Below are 16,578 nucleotides of genomic sequence, written 5' to 3' on the forward strand. Positions count from 1 at the left end.
ACGCTTTAGGATGCATCATCAATGAATTTGCGACCAGATAGTGCTCTAGCCATCGTTTGTGGGTCAATGTAATCTAAGAGTCCACCAGAGGGTAAGCCATGAGCAGGTCTTGTAACTTTAATTCTGTCTGAAAACTGGTCTGCAAGATAGTATGCGGTAGCTTCACCTTCAATTCTCGTGCTTGTTGCGATAATCATTTCATGAATTTCATATTGGCTAATAATTTCAGCTAACATGGGTATGCCTATTTTCTCTGCTGTAATACCTTCTATGGGTGATAAAACACCATGAAGCACAAAGTATAATCCATTATATGCTTTAGATTGTTCAATAATGTCAATATTAGAAGGGCTTTCTACAATGCATATAGTGCTTTTATCCCTGCTGGGTGATGTGCATATATCACATTGATCATTTTCGGATAAGTTCCTACATGTTTTACAGTATTTAACTTGATCTAATGCTTGTGTGAGAGTTTGTACAAAATCATAAGCTTTAGTACGGTCTTTGCTGAATATATGGTGCGCGAATCTTTGCGCGGTTTTTTCACCTACCCCTGGTAGAAACTGAAAATCATGGACTAGCTGCTTTAGTATTGTTGACATAATCTCTTAGCTCTTGATCTCTGGTAAAGACAGTTGTTAATTGTATCACGATAGCCGCTGAAAATAAAGGTGGGAGGACTGAGAATACAGATGGGTTAATGTTAAAGGCGCCAATGTTAGAAAGAATGATGCTGTGCATACATTTCATTGAGTTATGTAGTAGATAAGAGGTATATACTGCATAGCTTACTTTTAAAAATTCTTTAGAAAATAATGCGCTAATTAATGTGGTTATGCTGAGCAGACAGACAGTAACTATAGGTGCTATTTGAATGAGCGCCATAATTATATTCGTACCCATGTATATTACAGATGCAATGATAAGGGGTTTAAAATTAACTTTTCTTTTCTTAGTGACGACGGAACTTAGTGTTTTGTAAAACTCATATCGGTTTTCAAAACGGTGGTGAGAATGAACATATCCAGCATAAATAAATGCACTAATGAGTATTTTCCCATTAGTAATTAGATAGCTAATAGGGAAGACGGTCGTAGCAAGTACTTGGAATAAACTGATAAAGCCAAGAAAGTCTGTTAAAAAGCTAGAGAATAATATAAATGATAATAGTAGTAAGTGTGAATTTGAAATCTTACTATTATTCTGGCTCTGGTGTAACTTGGATGAGAGTTTTTTATATTGTGAATGCTCGTAATATACTTTTATAAATATAGTAGGGATGGCTATTATGAAACCAGTTGAGATAGTAATTAAACTTGTAGGGATAAAGAAAAATCTAGCTATCCAGGTTGCAATACCAAATCCCATTATAATGCTTGGTAGTAGCACCCTTATAGCTGAGGATGCTTTGTCAAAAACAGGTAAGCGGGGGCTTATATCTTTAACATCCCCGCTCGTTGTGTTTTGTATACTGGGCTCTTTATTCCTGTCCATCCTGTGAGTCAGATCCAAGGTCCTTCATTGAAAGTCTAACTTTATTGTTACGGTCTATTTCTGTGACTTTAACCGTAACTTCCTGTCCCTCAGAGAGATAATCTCTGATTTCATTAATTCGCTCATATGAAATTTGAGAAATATGTAAAAATCCATCTTTTCCACCACCAAAGGCAACAACTGCACCAAAGTCTAGTATCTTGGTTATTTTTCCAGCAAATACTTGGCCAACTTCTAATTCGGATACCAGCTCAAGTATGTGAGCTTTACACGCTTCAGCATTGCTGTTTTCAGATGAGGCAATCGTTATCGTCCCACTGTCTGAAATATCAATCTCAACACCAAACTGTTCAATGAGTCCACGGATAACAGATCCACCTTTACCAATAACATCTTTTATTTTTTCAGTCTTGATGTCAAAGTTGATCATTCTAGGAGCGTATCCTGAAACTTCATTTTCTTTAGGTAATGCTTTGTCCATCTCACTAAGAATAGTTGTACGTGCTATTTTAGCCTTATGAATGGCAGTAGACAGCATTTCATGAGTGATCCCGTCTATCTTGATATCCATTTGAAGCGCAGTAATTCCGCTTTCAGTTCCAGCAACCTTTAAGTCCATATCTCCGATGTGGTCTTCATCACCAAGAATGTCAGTTAGTATGTGTGGGGTCTCTCCATCAAGTACGAGTCCCATTGCTACACCAGCAACATGTGACTTGATAGGTACTCCGGCCGCTCTTAGCGCTAGACTGCCACCACAGACGCTCGCCATAGAACTTGAACCGTTACATGACATGATTTCTGATACAACTCTTAATGTGTATGGAAATAATTCTTGGCTAGGTAACACAGGTTCCAGCGCTTTTCTTGCTAAAATTCCATGTCCTATTTCTCTACGCTTTGGAGGGCCCATACGACCAACTTCACCTACTGAATAGTGAGGGAAGTTATAGTAAAGCATGAATGAACGTTGAATTTCTGCACCAGACAGTAATTCCATGTATTCACCTTTCCCAGGAGGTGCTAATGTTGCAGTGGCTAATGCACTGGTTTCACCACGTTGGAATATTGCATCACCATGAACTCTAGGTAGGATATTGGTTTGTATATTAATAGGTCTCACTGTGTCAAAGTCACGCCCATCAATTCTTTTCTTATTCTTGAGCATATATTGATATACCCAGTCTTTTCTTAAGCTGTTAAGCTCATCCATAACTTGCTTGGAGGTGATTTCTTCATTAACAAGTGTTTCAGCAATCTGCTTATGTTGTGCTGATAGGTATGCATTACGCTCTTTCTTACTTGGCATGCTTAAGCTGTTTTCATAGGCTGAATGTGCGCTATTTATTTCAGCATCAGTAAGTAGAGAGGTGGCTGTTTCTGTATTAAGAGTTTCTTTTGCAAACTCAGGATGCTCTGCTTTGTGCTTTTCTGCAAATGATGAGATCCCTGCTGTTGCATCATTCATTGCTTCTAGACCCAGTTGGAATGACTTAAGTACATCATCTTCACTTACTTCTTTTGCTTGTGCTTCAATCATAACGATGTCATTGACTGATCCAGCTGGCTTTCCAGCGAGTAGTAAGTTCAAGTCTGATGAAGCTAATTCATCAGACGTTGGGTTGATGATATACTTTCCACCTACGCGACCTACTTTAACAGCAGCCACAGCATGTGTGAAAGGAAGTTTTGATACAGCAAGTGCAGCACTTGCTGCAAGGAAGCAAGGCACTTCTAGATCTACACTTGGGTCTGTAGACAGGATCTCAATAAAGATTTGTACTTCATTGCTGTATCCCTCAGGAAAGAGAGGTCTAAGTGCTCTATCAACTAAGCGTGATGCGATGATTTCAGATTCGTTTCCACGCGTGTTCTCACGTTTGATATGACCGCCTGTGATTGATCCGCTTGCATAATGTTTTCTTAAAACCTGCACAAGAAGTGGGAAGAAGTCATTCTTTTCATCACTCTGTACACTTGAAATCACGGCATGAATTCGAGTATCGCCAATGGATAAAAGTACACTACCATCTGCCTGTTGAGCAAAGTTGCTTGATAGTGTTATGGTCTTAGTGTTGTATTCAAAGCTATGTTGAACTGATTTTGATAATGTCACGATGCAATCCTGTGTCTGATGTTAAACTCTTTTACAACTTTAGAATAAAGTTGTGGTTCAGTTTTATAAAGGTAGTTGAGTAACTTTCTGCGGTTTTGAACCATAGCGACTAGACCTCTAATAGCAGAATTATCTTTTTTGTTGATTTGGCAATGTGAAGTTAGGTGCTGTATTTTTTCAGTTAACCTAACAATTTGCACGCTGCTTGAGCCGCAGTCTTTTTCATGCTGCGCATATTGCTTTGCATTACTGGTTTCGTTATTTGTTGCCATTTTTACTCCGAGTCTATAAAAAATTAACTAGTGATCATCATATACATTTTTTTTGCGATTAACAAGTGTTTTATATTGTTTATTGGTGGATTTCTTAAATGCCTACAAGGTGATGTGTTTTGTATTGATGAGTTTAATACTCTTGTAAGTGTTATGGTTAGTAAATGTAAGCATGCCAATGAATTGCTCATTGTAAAAAGCTGTAGTAGGGGTGTTTTGGATTTTGTTTTCAGTACTTATTTGCTTTCCATGTATTAGGTTTTGTGTTTGTGTTTGTGTCAAGTTTATACGCGGGTATTGGCTAAATGCTTCTTCAAGGGAAATAATAGGGGGGGTGTCTGGTAAATTATCTAAAGGAATATAGGTGTTGTTTTGAAAGGGTGCTACCCATCGCCTATGCAGTTGATTTAAATGTGCATAGGTTCCTAATTCATGGCCGATATCACGGGCTAATGAACGAATATACGTGCCTGATCCGCAGTGAGTCTCAATAATTATTTCGGAAGTCGTTTTGTTATAGTGTATGAGTTTGTTGCTGTGAATAGTGACTAATCGTGTGGGCAGCTCAAAACTAGCTTCAGCACGAGCAAGTTTATAAGCACGTTTCCCGTTAATATGTATGGCGCTAAACTTAGGTGGGACTTGATTGATTTCTCCTGTGAACTTTGAGAGTACTTCAGTAATTTGGGTAATAGTTAACGAGGGAGGTGTTTGCTCATTAATGGTTTGCCCAGTTGCATCGTCAGTGCTGGTTTGCTGCCCTAATTTGATTGTAGCAGTATAGGCCTTATCTCGAGCAATGATCCATTGACTAAACTTAGTTGCATCATTCAGCGATAGAATCATAGCTCCAGTAGCCATGGGGTCGAGTGTTCCTGTGTGCCCAACTTTTGCATGATATTTTTTCTTTACGATTGCAACACATTGATGCGACGTGATGCCGTGAGGTTTTGAGATTGCTAAGAATCCATTAATCATTGTGTTTTTTAGCAATTTCGTTGAGAATTGAGTCTAGTTTTTGATCCTGTGTCTCTAGCTCTGATTCATAGAATTTAAACTTAGGTATTTTTCTTATTTTCATATTATTAACTATATGTTTTCGGATAAAGTAGTTTTGTTTATTTAGTTTACGCAGTAGTGGGGGGTCAATACTTTCGTGATAGCAAAATATTTTTGCTAATGACAAGTCTTTGCTTAAGATAATTTTGTCAATACGTAATGTAATAATCCTTGGGTCGAGTTGTTTATTATTAATCAGCCATTCGTGAAGGTTTTGCTTGAGTAGGGACTCTATCTTTGATGTGCTAAAATTACTCATAGGCTTGTTCAATGAGTTCGTAGCAAAATACATTATCGCCAACTTCAGCTTTGTTAAAGTTTTTTGATCCTATTCCGCACTCTGTTCCTTTACGTGCCTCAGAGACGGTGTCTTTTTCTTTTTTAAGAGAGTTAATTTCCCCGTCAAAAATTACTTTATCGCCGCGTGTGAATCTAACCTTGGCACCTCTTTTAATGATACCTTCTAAGACATCACATCCTGCAATCTGACCAAATTTAGAGGATCTAAATACGGCTTTGACGCGTCCTGTTCCAAGCTTGGATTCTATGTATTCAGGTCCTTTAAGCTTTTTAAGTTCTAAGGTGACGTAGTCAATAAGCTGGTAAATTATTTTGAAAGTTTGCGCGTTGACCGCTTGTTGCTCTATTGTTTTTTTAGCAGAGGACTCTGTTGATACATTAAAGCCAATAATTTGCGCGCCAGAACTATTTGCTAGGTTAGAGTCTGATGAGTTAATGCTACCTACTTGTGCATCAATAATGTTGAGCTCTGTCTCTGGGATAGACAGGCTTTCAAGAATGTCTTTGATTGCTTCAAGAGACCCCTGTGTGTCTGCTTTTAAAATAATTCTTAGAGTAAGTTTTTCCTCAATACTAGCAAATAAACTATCAATTGAAGTAGGAGTAGCAATGGTTACCTGATTTGGATCTGCATATTGCTGTGCAAAGAGGCGTGCACTTTTTTCATCAGGGTGTGAGGATAGCTCGTCATTAGCATTAGGTATAGGGGATATGCCTGTAATCTCAACGGCACAAGAGGGGCCTGCTGATTTTACTTTTTTATTGCCTTCGCTCATCATGGTTCGGACTTTACCGTAACCAGGGCCAATGGATACACAGTCACCGATTTTTAGTGTGCCTGATTGGACAATAAGTGTAATGACTGTACCACGACCACGATCTAGCCTTGATTCAATAACTCGACCAACCGTAGGGCCGCTATCATATGATTTCAGTTCCAGCATCTCTCCAAGTAAGCTAATAGACTCTAGTAGGTCATCTACACCTTCACCTGTTTTTGAGGAAATGGGTACAACCATGGTATCACCACCCCAGGATTCTGCTAATACGTTATGTGCGCTGAGCTCTTTTATTGCAACATCTACCTGACTTTTTTCAGCGATGTCCATTTTAGTAAGGGCAACGATCATAGGGGTTTGTGTTTTTTGCGCATGTTGTATGGATTCTATAGTCTGTGGCTTGAGTCCTTCAGTGCATGCAACAATTAAAACAATAATGTCTGTAATATTTGCGCCTCTACCACGCATGGCTGAAAATGCTTCATGTCCAGGGGTGTCCATGAAGGTAATTAAACCTTTAGATGTTGATACCTGGTAAGCAGAAATATGTTGCGTAATTCCACCCGCTTCTTTTTGTGCTACTTTAGTTTTGCGAATATAGTCAAGCAGAGATGTTTTCCCATGATCTACATGCCCCATAATGGTTACTACTGGAGCTCTACTTATTTCGTTGCCTTCTGTTCCTGTAGATACTTTCTTTTTTTGTGCCGCCTTTTTCTTCTCAACAGGCTCTTTTTTCGTTGCAGTGACTCCAATAGCTTCAAGTAGCAAGGAGGCTGTTTCAAACTCTATGGCGTCATTTTTCTTTAGAATAAAGCCTTGGTCAAAAAATGCTTGAGTGAGTTTGATAACGCTTAATTTAGTCAGTTGTGCTAGTTCTTCTAGGTTTGTAACATCGCCAATAGCTACTGTGTTGGAATCAAGCTGAAGATCCAGGCTTGCTTTTTCCTTTTTGAGGGGTTCTGTTTTCGGTTCAGGGCTCTTTGTTTCAGTTGGCTTTGGGGCTTCTTGCTTTATGGTTACTTTTGGTTTTTCTGCAGGGGCTGGCGTTGATTTGGTTATTGGCTTCGCCTGTTTTTTGACGCGTGGGTTAATGGTTAATGTGCTGGGTGCTTTTTCTTGTTTATCTTTGCGGGTAATTGTTAGTTTGTTACTAGTGGGTTCTTTATTTTTAGTGATACTTACTGTGCTACGCTGTGTTTGTGAGGATGAGGACTTTTTCATGCCTGAACGAATTGCTTGAATCTGCTCTGGGGTAAGCGTTGCATCATCACTGCTAGCAGGTGTATCTGCATCCTTGAGTAATTTATGTAGCTTTTGAGGCTCAATACCCATCTTTGATGAGAGCAGTGCTATGCTCAATTTTATTGACATATGAAGTCCTATTGTGGTTTGTCTGTGTCTTGCTCAAACCAATGGGCTCGAGCGCTAAGAATGATTTTAGCTGCTTGATCGGCGTCAATTCGTATAGATTCAGTAAGCTCGTCAACAGACATATCTGCTAGTGCATCACGATTTGAAATGTTGGTAGAAATGAGTTGCTCGGCAACAGTCATTGTCATCCCATCCAGCTCCATAAGCGCATCTATCTCATCGTTTCCGGATAAGGCTAGGTCAAGTAAATAATCTTTGGCACGGTTAATTAATTCTTCGGCAATCTCAGTATCAAAGCCATCAATTGCAGCAATGGTTTCAATGTCTGTATCTGCAAGTTCAGAGATTGTTTTAATATTTTCATTGGCAAGCGCTGTAGCTACACTTTCATCAACGTCAATTTTGTTGGTGAAGATGTTAATTGCTGTATCAATCATTTTTTTAGATAGCTCATTAGCCTGCTCATTAGAAATGATCTTTAGTTTCCAGCCAACCAGTTCACTTGCTAAATTAATGTTCTGCCCACTCTTTCCAATTGCTTGTGATAGCATTTCAGTGCTGATCGCAATATTCATGGTTCGCTCTTCATCATTGATGTCAATAGATCTGACTTCAGCAGGGGATAGTGCATTAACTGCAAGTAGCGCAGGGTCGTTGTCCCATTTAATGATATCAATTCGCTCACCGTGTAGCTCATTTGAAATGGCTTGAACACGTGATCCTTTAACTCCAATGCACGCGCCGATAGGATCAATGCGAGCGTCATTTGATTTTACTGCAATTTTCGCTCTTGATCCTGGATCTCGTGCTGCTGCTTTAATTTGGATGATTCCCTCGGAAATCTCAGGCACCTCTTGCTTAAAAAGGGTGGCAAGCATTGAATTGTTTTTTCTAGAGAGTTGTAATAGAGGTCCGCGGCCTTCTACATTAATATGTGTTAAACAACCCTGGATTCTATCACCTTTACGGATGATTTCTTTAGGAATAAGTTCTGATCTGGGTATTTCCGCTTGAATGCCAGTGGTCTCAAGTGTGATTGAGGCGCGGCTAACATGGGTGACTTCTCCAATAAAGAGGTCGCCAATGGCTGATTCGTACTCTCTTGCAATGTGTGCGCGCTCCGCGTCCCTAACAGCTTTGAGCATAACTTGTTTTGCTTTTTCAATTTCTATGCGACCAACGCTACTACTTGCTCCACCATCATCTGAAGATAGGTCTAAATTGAGTTCTTCTATAATATCATCGCCAATTGATAAATTATCATAGTCCTTTTTTGTATCGGATATTCTAATCTCTTGGTCAGGGTTGAAGTCTTCATAGTCATCAGATACGACAGTCCAAACCCTGTAATACGTTGATTCACCTGTTTTTCTATTGATCTCGCATGATATCGTTATATCTTCAGAAAATGTTTTTTTCGTGCTAGTAGCAAGTGCTAGTTCAAGTGCACTGAATACATCTTCAGGGTTTAAACCTTTTTCGGCTGCTACAGCTTGAATGTAAGTGATGATTGATTGTGTCATGCTACCGCTCCAGTCTGTTTCAATGTGGACTTTCTGATGTTTTTCCAGTAAATCGTTTCTTTTTCTTGATTGTGCTTTTCTAATATTATTCCTGTGTCAAGGATTTCGCTTATTGACCCGGTTAAAGGTTTTTTGTGTGTGAGGGTATAGCATTTAATTTTTTTCCCTAAGTGCGGCTCATAGTGTTTGGGCTCTAGTAATGGGGCGTATATACTTGCAGACTCAACTTCTAGGTGAATGTCTGATGTATCAATCGTATAACTAATTTGTTTGAGTACCTTCTCACAATCTTTGATGCTCGTTCCTTCTGGGTTTTTGATATAGACGAAAGCGCTGTCTTGTGTAAATAAAACGCCATAAAGCTCCAGCTGATGTGCTTTGACAGCTGAAGTGATCGCTTCATTTAGTTTTTCACGGTTCATCGCAATACTCGCATTTTCCTATGAAAAAAACCCCATACGGGGCTTCATTCGTTCGTATTCATTTTGGTAGCGGGGGTAGGATTCGAACCTACGGCCTCCGGGTTATGAGCCCGGCGAGCTGCCAGACTGCTCCACCCCGCTGTGCTTAATTATACGTTTCCACACTGATATTGCAAGGATTAAATGTCGGTGCTTGCGGCTTTGTCGTCTATCTTGATAAGGTTTAGGTGAATTCCTGGGTGTAATGATTTGATTTTGCTATATTTTTGATAGCTGTCTTTGATAGTGTATGAAGGTCCAAAATAGGTCTTTTTTGCACTTTTTTGGTGCATTATTTCAAGATTTGGTTCTATTTTGTCTGTGTTTAGTACTAAATAAAATCCTGGGTTTAGATTTTCTGGCCACTGTGTGACTTGAGTTGAGTAGTATGTGTCGGCTGTTAGAAAATATGCAGAGGTTGCACATAGTGTGCAGAAGATGCATGCGCGTGCAAGATTTTGGATGGTTGCGAACATTACATTGATTCCGGTGCATTAATCCCAAGGTTTTCTAGTGCTTTGGATAAACATTGTGCGGTTAAAAAACAAATGAGTAAGCGGTGGTATCGTTCTTGAGAATCATCCGATAAGATTTGTGTATTGTTATAATAACGGTGAAAATGGGTTGCAATACGGTAACAGTATTGAGTCCATTGATAGACTTCACTTCTTTGAGCTGTTTTGATTAATACAGTAGGGTACTCTGCAAGTGCGTCAAGCAGCTCAACCTCAGTATCCGATGGATGCAGGAAGTGCTTTGAGCTTGGAATATACTGTCCATTCTTTGCAAGAATGCTCTTGATTCTGGCGTGGGCATACTGGATGTAGTAGACAGGGTTTTTGTTATTATTTTGTTTGGCCAGTTCCAGATCAAAATCTAAATGTTGATCTGATTTCCGCATGCAGTAAAAATAACGTGCAGCGTCAACTCCAACTTCTTTATATAAGTTCTCCAGGGTGACAAATTGCCCTTGACGTGTAGACATTGAAATCTTTGTCTTTCCTCGGTATAAGTTGGCAAACTGTATTAATATAGTTTTAAAGTTTTGCTCATCATGCCCCAGTGCTTTAATACCGGATTTAATTCTGGGTGTGTATCCATGATGGTCTGCCCCAAAGATATCAAGTACCTGTGTGTTTGGGTTGGATAGCTTTTTGTGATGGTAAGCTAGGTCGGTTGCAAAGTAGGTCCAAACACCGTTAGAGCGTTTGATAACACGGTCTTTTTCATCCCCATGCTTTGTAGACTTAAACCATTGAGCACCTTCTTTTTCATAAATGACGTCTTGTTGACTCAGTAAGTCTAAAACTGGCTCAAGTTCATTGTTGTCGAGTAGTGAAGATTCGTGAAACCAGTGGTCGTATTCGACACCAAATTGTTTAAGATCTTGTTTAATTTGAGTAGTGATTTCGTGTACAATCCATTGCTTTGCTTCATCATAATGTTTGCCAAGTGCATCTTTGCATAGTTGAATCAGCTTAGGTGTTAAATCAGTCGCAGTTTCTTCATTCCACTTTTGCAGAAGTGATTCGAGAATCTGGGGGACAGCAGTAGTCCATTCAGGCTTGGTAGGTAGATTAACTAAATAGTCTCCAGTATAACACCCTTTAGGTGGTGTTAATCCAAGGATTCTGAGCCAAAGACTGGTTGTCAATACATCTATTTGTAAGCCGGCATCATTAACATAGTATTCAGTATGGACTTTAAAGCCAGTGCTGGACAAAATCTTTGCTAATGAAGACCCGTATGCTGCAGATCTACCATGACCAACATGCAGCGGACCCGTTGGGTTTGCAGATACATATTCTAGATAAACAGCTTTGTTTTCTCCAATGTTTGGACGAAAAAAATCGGAGTCATTGTTGATGATTTTTTTGATGGTTTCCGTGAAATCACTAGCAATGTAAAAGTTTATAAATCCAGGCGGAGCTACTTCAATACGTGTTACCTCACTATCAATAATTGCGTCGTGTATTTTACGTGCAATCTTCATAGGGGGGAGGCCCACATGCTTAGATAGCACCAGCGCAATATTTGAAGTAAAATCGCCATGCTCAGCATTTTTGGTCTTGGTGACTATAACTGGTGCGTGCTGATCCCAGCCGAGCTGAGTCAATGCGGTGCCTAAAATTTGTTTGATCGTATTATTCATGTCAATAGTGTATCATAAAGTTTAGATACCGCAAGTCAGGGTTAGCTATTGCTTCTACTCTCTCTCTTTCGGTCGCTTTCCTTTAAAAACTTCTTTCTGATTCGAATGTTTTTAGGTGTGATTTCAACCAGCTCATCGGTGTTAATCATGCCCATAGCCTGTTCCAATGTAAATTTAATAGGTGGAGTAAGGATCATGCTTTCATCAGTTCCTGATGCACGAACATTTGAAAGTTGTTTGTTTCTGCATATATTAACCACTAGGTCATTGTCACGGTTGTGTAAACCAATCACCATACCTTCATAGACTTGATCGCCGGGTTTAATTAACATTCGACCACGACCTTGAAGATTGTATAAGGCATAGGTTGTAGCAGGGCCTGCAGCATTCGCAATTAAGGCACCATGATGTCGACTGTGTTCAGAGATTTTAACGTAAGGTCGATAATCTAAGAATACATGGTGGGCAATACCTGTGCCTTGGGTAAGACTCATCATCTCATTTTGGAAGCCAAAAAGGCCTTGAGAAGGCATTTCGTAGTCGAGGCGGACACGTCCATGAGCATCTGGAATCATGTCTCGTAGTATACCTCTTTTTGCATTGAGTTTTTCAATGATCGCGCCCTGATGTTGTTGTTGGACATCCAATGTAACCAGTTCATAGGGTTCATGCATGACACCATCAATTTCTTTTAAAATAACTTTCGGTCTGCTGATTGCGAGTTCAAATCCTTCACGGCGCATATTTTCAATTAGAATGGATAAGTGGAGCTCACCTCTACCAGAAACAAGAAACTTTTCGCTTGAATCGGATTCAGCTACTTTCAAGGCTACATTATGTTGTGTTTCATCAGTCAAACGTTTTCTTATTTGTCTTGATGTTAAAAATTCACCGTCTTGTCCGGAAAAAGGCGACCCATTGACCTCGAATGTCATCGAGATTGTAGGTTCATCAACGTTTAGCGCAGGCAGGGCTTCAATACACTCTGGGTCACATAAGGTGTCTGAAATATCTAGATCCCCAGCACCGGTGATAGCAATGATATCCCCAGCGACTGCTTGGTTGGTTTCTACACGAGTTAGTCCATGATGGGATAAGATTTGCAAGATTCGTCCACCTCGAATATCGCCCGATCTGTCTATAACTTTAATCGGACTATTTGGGGTTATTCTTCCACGCGTAACACGGCCAATTCCGATAGTTCCAGTATATGAAGAATGGTCCAAGCTTGATATTTGCATTTGGAATGCTTGATCAGGGTTAACTTTTGGTGCGGGTGTATGATTAATAATATGGTCTAAAATAGGAAAGATGTCAGTAGCAGTATCCTCAAGGTTGTCAGATGCGATCCCTTGAATTGCTGATGCATAAAGTACAGGGAAGTCTAGCTGTTCATCTGATGCACCTAAGTGATCAAAAAGTTCAAATACTTGGTCAATAACCCAGTCAGGTCGCGCGCCATCTCTGTCTATTTTATTGATGACTACTACAGGCTTTAGACCATGTTCAAATGCTTTTCGAGTAACAAACCTTGTTTGTGGCATAGGCCCTTCAGCCGCATCAACAATTAATAGGCAGGTATCAACCATGGATAGGATACGTTCTACTTCTCCGCCAAAATCTGCGTGTCCAGGTGTATCTACTAAATTAATTTGATGGTCTTTATAGTTTAGGCTCGCAATTTTAGATAAAATGGTGATACCTCTTTCTTTCTCTAGATCGTTTGAATCAAGAGCAAGTCCTCCATCAGGCGTTTCTTTGAGTGTACCTGTTTGTTTGAGTAGTTGGTCAACCAGTGTGGTTTTACCGTGGTCAACGTGAGCGATAATTGCAATATTTCTTAAGTTGTCAGCCATTTGGAGGCTCCTATTTCATGTTCGTGGTTATTATAGCGAGATTAATGAGTTTGTGCAGATTTTTTTTAAAAATTAATTGTTTTGTAAGGGTCCGCCCGACCATGGGCAAAAACCAAGTCCCAATATAGCGCCTACATTTGCACTGGCTGCATCTATTATTCCTGTTTCTACCAGCTCTTTTGCTGCATTCGTTTGTGCAGAAAATAGCTGATGTTCAATGTTTGCAATATCATAAGACTGATCTAATTTTTCCCACTGTTTAATGCCATCCCATAGTATGCGTGACGGGGTATATGAATAAAATCCAGCCTTTTCCTTTCGGCCCATTCTCTTTTGTGTATAAAGTTCGGTGATAATTTTTTCAGCATGGGGGTTCACTTTTTGGCTTAAGCTTTTTTGTTGCTGAATAATACCATGAATCACGTCAATGCCGATCTCGTCTAATAGCTGGAGTGGTGGTGTTGGCATGCCAATGCGCCGTGCTGCAGTTTCTATTAAATGAGCGGGAATGCCTTTGCTTAACATGTCAAGCGCAGAGGAGGCGTATGCCATAGCTACATTTGTTGTATAAAATCCAGCAATATCTTTGACCAGTATGGGCGTTTTCTTCAATAGAATGCTGAGCGCTAATGCTTTTTGTTGACTTGCAATATTACTTTTTTTGCTACTAATGATTTCTACCAGTTGCATTTTCCTTACGGGGGAAAAGAAGTGTATGCCGATAAACTGCTGAGGGCTTTCTAGCGCTTGTGCTAAGATGCCAACTGGAATAGATGATGTGTTCGTTGCTAGAAGTGCTCCTTTCTTTAGGTATTGTTCAGCCTCTTTGAGTATGCTTTGCTTGAGTTCAATATTTTCGAATACGGCTTCAATCACGACATCAGCTTTGCTTAGCTGCTTCATATCACTTGTTATTTTCATTTTAGCAGAGGTGGGCGGGTAGTTTTGCAGGCATGCATGTAGGGTCTGTGTAACTTGAGTAATGCGCTTAGGTTGTTCAATAACAGTGCAGGGGATGCCATTTGCGAGTGCGTGTGCAGCAATAGCCGATCCCATAAACCCTCCGCCAATAATACCTAAGTGTTCAATAGCATGCCTCTTAGCGCAGGATTTAGCATGCTTTCTTATGGCCATGCGATCAAAAAATAAGGTTTTCAGTATATCTTGGCTTTGTTTGCTGTTGAGTGTTTTTAAGAAAAAGTGTGCTTCACACTCAAGACTAAGTCGTAATGGAAGCAAGGCGCCTTCATAAATACATTGGATAAGGTTTTCTACATGTGTATAGCATCCTTGCGTGTCTTTTTTTATGAGTGCGCAGGCGCCTGAGAATGTTTGTAGATTTCGATAAGGGTTTACTGAATGTTTTTTTCTGGATGTCTCTGGGTTTTTTATCCAGGCGATGGATTGAGTGATGGCTATTTTTTTTGTTTTAGAGAGAGCATCAATTAGTTGATATTGTAATGCCTGGTCTTCGTGGACATTATTTCCTTTTAATAGTGTAGGAAGTGCATGCTCTAGACCTATGAGTCTGATAAGTCTCTGAGTTCCTCCGAGTCCAGGGATTAAACCGATTTTAACCTCAGGAAGGCCGAGTCGCATTTGTGTGTTCATAATGCCAATACGGTATTGAGTGGCTAATGCAATCTCTAACCCTCCGCCTAAGCATAAACCATTAATTAAACATACACTGGGTTTACCCTCAGTAAGCACCATAAGTACTTCATGCATGTCCATTATTTTCTTGTACTGTGTCGATAAAGGTGTGGTCGTTAATTTTTGAATAAATGCGACATCAGCTCCATAGCAAAAATGATTAAAGCCACTGGTGATAATCAGTCCTTGAATATTATCATCATGGTTGGCTTGATAAATATATTTTTTAAGTTCTGAAAATACTGAAGCAGTGATTAGGTTATTGGACTTGTTTTTTTGTTGTAGTGTTAATATCGCTACATTAGATTGGACTTGATACAGTATATGATTCATTATTCAACTCGCTCAATAAGCATTGAAGCTGCCATTCCAGCAGCTGTACATAGCGTTACTACGCCGCGTTTAAGTTGTCTACGTGTGAGTTCATCCACAATGGTTCCGACTAGCATACCCCCAGTCGCTCCTAAAGGATGCCCATAAGCAATAGCACCTCCATTTACATTGACTCTAGAAGCTTCTAGATTAAGCTCTTGTATGAACTTAAGTGCGACAGCAGAAAAAGCTTCATTAATTTCCCAAAGGTCAATATCAGAGGTGTGTAGTTTACATTTCTCTAAAAGTCTTTTACAGCTAGCTGCTGGAGCTGTGAGCATAATAGTTGGATCGGTACCTATTTGGTCAAAGGCAATGATCTGTGCACGTGGCTTTAATCCATGTTGGTGAATAGCAGTTTCGCTAGCTAAAAGTGTAGCAGTAGCACCGTCTGCTAATGCTGATGAGTTTCCAGCGTGATGGAGGTGATTGATTTTACTTTGCTCTGGATATTGATTGAGTGCTAGCGCATTGTAACCAGCCATATTCCCAATGAGTTCAAAGCTGGGCTGTAGTGAACTTAGCGCCTTGGAATTGCAGTTTCTTGGCACTTCATCATTTGTAAGTGCTTCAATGCCAGAGGCGTGATAAATTGGAATAATAGATTTCAAGTAGTTTCGTTTAATCGCATTTAAGGCTTTCTTGTGGCTATCGACTGCAAACTGATCAAGCTGTTCACGAGTGTAAGATTCAATAGTCGCAATTAAATCAGCACTAATTCCTTGTGGGATAATGTTGTGCTGCATTGCAATAGAGGGGTCAGCAACTAGAGCACCTCCATCACTTAGCATAGGGACTCGGGACATCGATTCTATACCGGCAGCAAGGTTTAGAGATTGCTGTCCAGCCATGATTTTGCTAGCACACAGAGCTATAGCATCCAAACCGGATGAGCAAAACCGATTTATTTGCATTCCAGGGACTGTGTCTGGGAAGCTTGCGCGGAGTAGAGCACTGCGTGCAATATTTGCTCCTTGTTCGCCAACGGGCATGACACACCCAGTGATTAAATCTTCTATAAATGGTTTTAGCGCATATGGGACCGTAGCTTCGAGTGTTTGGCTTAATAATGATAACGATGAGACGGTATGTAAGCCTCCAGACTCTTTTCCTATCCCTCTAGGCGTGCGTTTGCTGTCAACAATATAGCATTTATGCATGATG

General features: G+C 40.0%; 14 protein-coding genes and 1 tRNA gene. All 15 read right to left on the reverse strand.

Features of this window, described 5'->3' with window-relative positions; translation table 11 throughout:
• Positions 1-5 precede the first annotated feature (5 nt).
• Positions 6-605 carry a recombination mediator RecR gene (recR, locus tag MMH89_RS01470; protein WP_258568608.1) on the reverse strand — a complete coding sequence of 200 codons (600 nt, stop codon included), beginning with the start codon at positions 603-605 and terminating at the stop codon, positions 6-8.
• Positions 574-1,497: a hypothetical protein gene (locus MMH89_RS01475; RefSeq protein ID WP_258568609.1), complete on the reverse strand. Its 924-nt coding sequence runs from the start codon at positions 1,495-1,497 to the stop codon at positions 574-576. The genes recR and MMH89_RS01475 overlap by 32 nt, the downstream gene beginning before the upstream one ends.
• Positions 1,484-3,613, reverse strand: coding sequence for a polyribonucleotide nucleotidyltransferase (locus MMH89_RS01480; protein WP_258568610.1), 2,130 nt, complete (start codon positions 3,611-3,613; stop codon positions 1,484-1,486). The genes MMH89_RS01475 and MMH89_RS01480 overlap by 14 nt, the downstream gene beginning before the upstream one ends.
• Positions 3,610-3,885: a 30S ribosomal protein S15 gene (rpsO, locus tag MMH89_RS01485; protein ID WP_258568611.1), complete on the reverse strand. Its 276-nt coding sequence runs from the start codon at positions 3,883-3,885 to the stop codon at positions 3,610-3,612. Before rpsO ends, MMH89_RS01480 begins: the two co-directional genes overlap by 4 nt.
• Positions 3,886-3,987: 102 nt before the next feature.
• Positions 3,988-4,863 (reverse strand): tRNA pseudouridine(55) synthase TruB, encoded by an 876-nt coding sequence (gene truB, locus MMH89_RS01490; protein ID WP_258568612.1) that lies wholly within the window; start codon positions 4,861-4,863, stop codon positions 3,988-3,990.
• Positions 4,856-5,203: a 30S ribosome-binding factor RbfA gene (gene rbfA / locus MMH89_RS01495; protein WP_258568613.1), complete on the reverse strand. Its 348-nt coding sequence runs from the start codon at positions 5,201-5,203 to the stop codon at positions 4,856-4,858. The genes truB and rbfA overlap by 8 nt, the downstream gene beginning before the upstream one ends.
• The gene (infB, locus tag MMH89_RS01500) at positions 5,196-7,397 is read right to left on the reverse strand and encodes a translation initiation factor IF-2 (RefSeq protein WP_258568614.1); all 2,202 of its coding nucleotides are present in this window, start codon (positions 7,395-7,397) and stop codon (positions 5,196-5,198) included. The genes rbfA and infB overlap by 8 nt, the downstream gene beginning before the upstream one ends.
• An 8-nt stretch (positions 7,398-7,405) precedes the next feature.
• Positions 7,406-8,920 (reverse strand): transcription termination factor NusA, encoded by a 1,515-nt coding sequence (nusA, locus tag MMH89_RS01505; protein WP_258568615.1) that lies wholly within the window; start codon positions 8,918-8,920, stop codon positions 7,406-7,408.
• Positions 8,917-9,342, reverse strand: coding sequence for a ribosome maturation factor RimP (locus tag MMH89_RS01510; RefSeq protein WP_258568616.1), 426 nt, complete (start codon positions 9,340-9,342; stop codon positions 8,917-8,919). Before MMH89_RS01510 ends, nusA begins: the two co-directional genes overlap by 4 nt.
• 64 nt (positions 9,343-9,406) lie before the next feature.
• Positions 9,407-9,483 (reverse strand) — tRNA-Met (locus tag MMH89_RS01515).
• A 38-nt stretch (positions 9,484-9,521) separates the two neighbouring features.
• On the reverse strand, positions 9,522-9,857 hold the full coding sequence (locus MMH89_RS01520) for a hypothetical protein (protein WP_258568617.1): 336 nt from the start codon (positions 9,855-9,857) through the stop codon (positions 9,522-9,524).
• Positions 9,857-11,533 (reverse strand): arginine--tRNA ligase, encoded by a 1,677-nt coding sequence (gene argS / locus MMH89_RS01525; RefSeq protein WP_258568618.1) that lies wholly within the window; start codon positions 11,531-11,533, stop codon positions 9,857-9,859. The genes MMH89_RS01520 and argS overlap by 1 nt, the downstream gene beginning before the upstream one ends.
• 41 nt (positions 11,534-11,574) lie before the next feature.
• A complete protein-coding gene (gene typA, locus MMH89_RS01530; RefSeq protein WP_258568619.1) occupies positions 11,575-13,389 on the reverse strand; it encodes a translational GTPase TypA in 1,815 nt (604 codons plus the stop codon).
• Between the two features lie 72 nt (positions 13,390-13,461).
• Entirely contained in the window at positions 13,462-15,375 is a 1,914-nt protein-coding gene (locus tag MMH89_RS01535; protein WP_258568620.1) for a 3-hydroxyacyl-CoA dehydrogenase NAD-binding domain-containing protein, read from the reverse strand.
• On the reverse strand, positions 15,375-16,574 hold the full coding sequence (locus tag MMH89_RS01540) for an acetyl-CoA C-acyltransferase (RefSeq protein WP_258568621.1): 1,200 nt from the start codon (positions 16,572-16,574) through the stop codon (positions 15,375-15,377). The genes MMH89_RS01535 and MMH89_RS01540 overlap by 1 nt, the downstream gene beginning before the upstream one ends.
• Between the last annotated feature and the right edge of the window lie 4 nt (positions 16,575-16,578).

It is taken from the genome of Candidatus Comchoanobacter bicostacola (assembly GCF_024172705.1).
GTDB lineage: Bacteria > Pseudomonadota > Gammaproteobacteria > Comchoanobacterales > Comchoanobacteraceae > Comchoanobacter > Comchoanobacter bicostacola.

Bases quoted from the DNA above. Each gene is read 5' to 3' on its own strand.
- MMH89_RS01475 (WP_258568609.1), bottom strand. From the start codon at position 1,497: ATGGACAGGAATAAAGAGCCCAGTATACAAAACACAACGAGCGGGGAT.
- nusA (WP_258568615.1), bottom strand. From the start codon at position 8,920: ATGACACAATCAATCATCACTTACATTCAAGCTGTAGCAGCCGAAAAA.
- infB (WP_258568614.1), bottom strand. From the start codon at position 7,397: ATGTCAATAAAATTGAGCATAGCACTGCTCTCATCAAAGATGGGTATT.
- recR (WP_258568608.1), bottom strand. From the start codon at position 605: ATGTCAACAATACTAAAGCAGCTAGTCCATGATTTTCAGTTTCTACCA.
- typA (WP_258568619.1), bottom strand. From the start codon at position 13,389: ATGGCTGACAACTTAAGAAATATTGCAATTATCGCTCACGTTGACCAC.
- MMH89_RS01520 (WP_258568617.1), bottom strand. From the start codon at position 9,857: ATGTTCGCAACCATCCAAAATCTTGCACGCGCATGCATCTTCTGCACA.
- MMH89_RS01535 (WP_258568620.1), bottom strand. From the start codon at position 15,375: ATGAATCATATACTGTATCAAGTCCAATCTAATGTAGCGATATTAACA.
- truB (WP_258568612.1), bottom strand. From the start codon at position 4,863: ATGATTAATGGATTCTTAGCAATCTCAAAACCTCACGGCATCACGTCG.
- MMH89_RS01510 (WP_258568616.1), bottom strand. From the start codon at position 9,342: ATGAACCGTGAAAAACTAAATGAAGCGATCACTTCAGCTGTCAAAGCA.
- MMH89_RS01540 (WP_258568621.1), bottom strand. From the start codon at position 16,574: ATGCATAAATGCTATATTGTTGACAGCAAACGCACGCCTAGAGGGATA.
- argS (WP_258568618.1), bottom strand. From the start codon at position 11,533: ATGAATAATACGATCAAACAAATTTTAGGCACCGCATTGACTCAGCTC.
- rpsO (WP_258568611.1), bottom strand. From the start codon at position 3,885: ATGGCAACAAATAACGAAACCAGTAATGCAAAGCAATATGCGCAGCAT.
- rbfA (WP_258568613.1), bottom strand. From the start codon at position 5,203: ATGAGTAATTTTAGCACATCAAAGATAGAGTCCCTACTCAAGCAAAAC.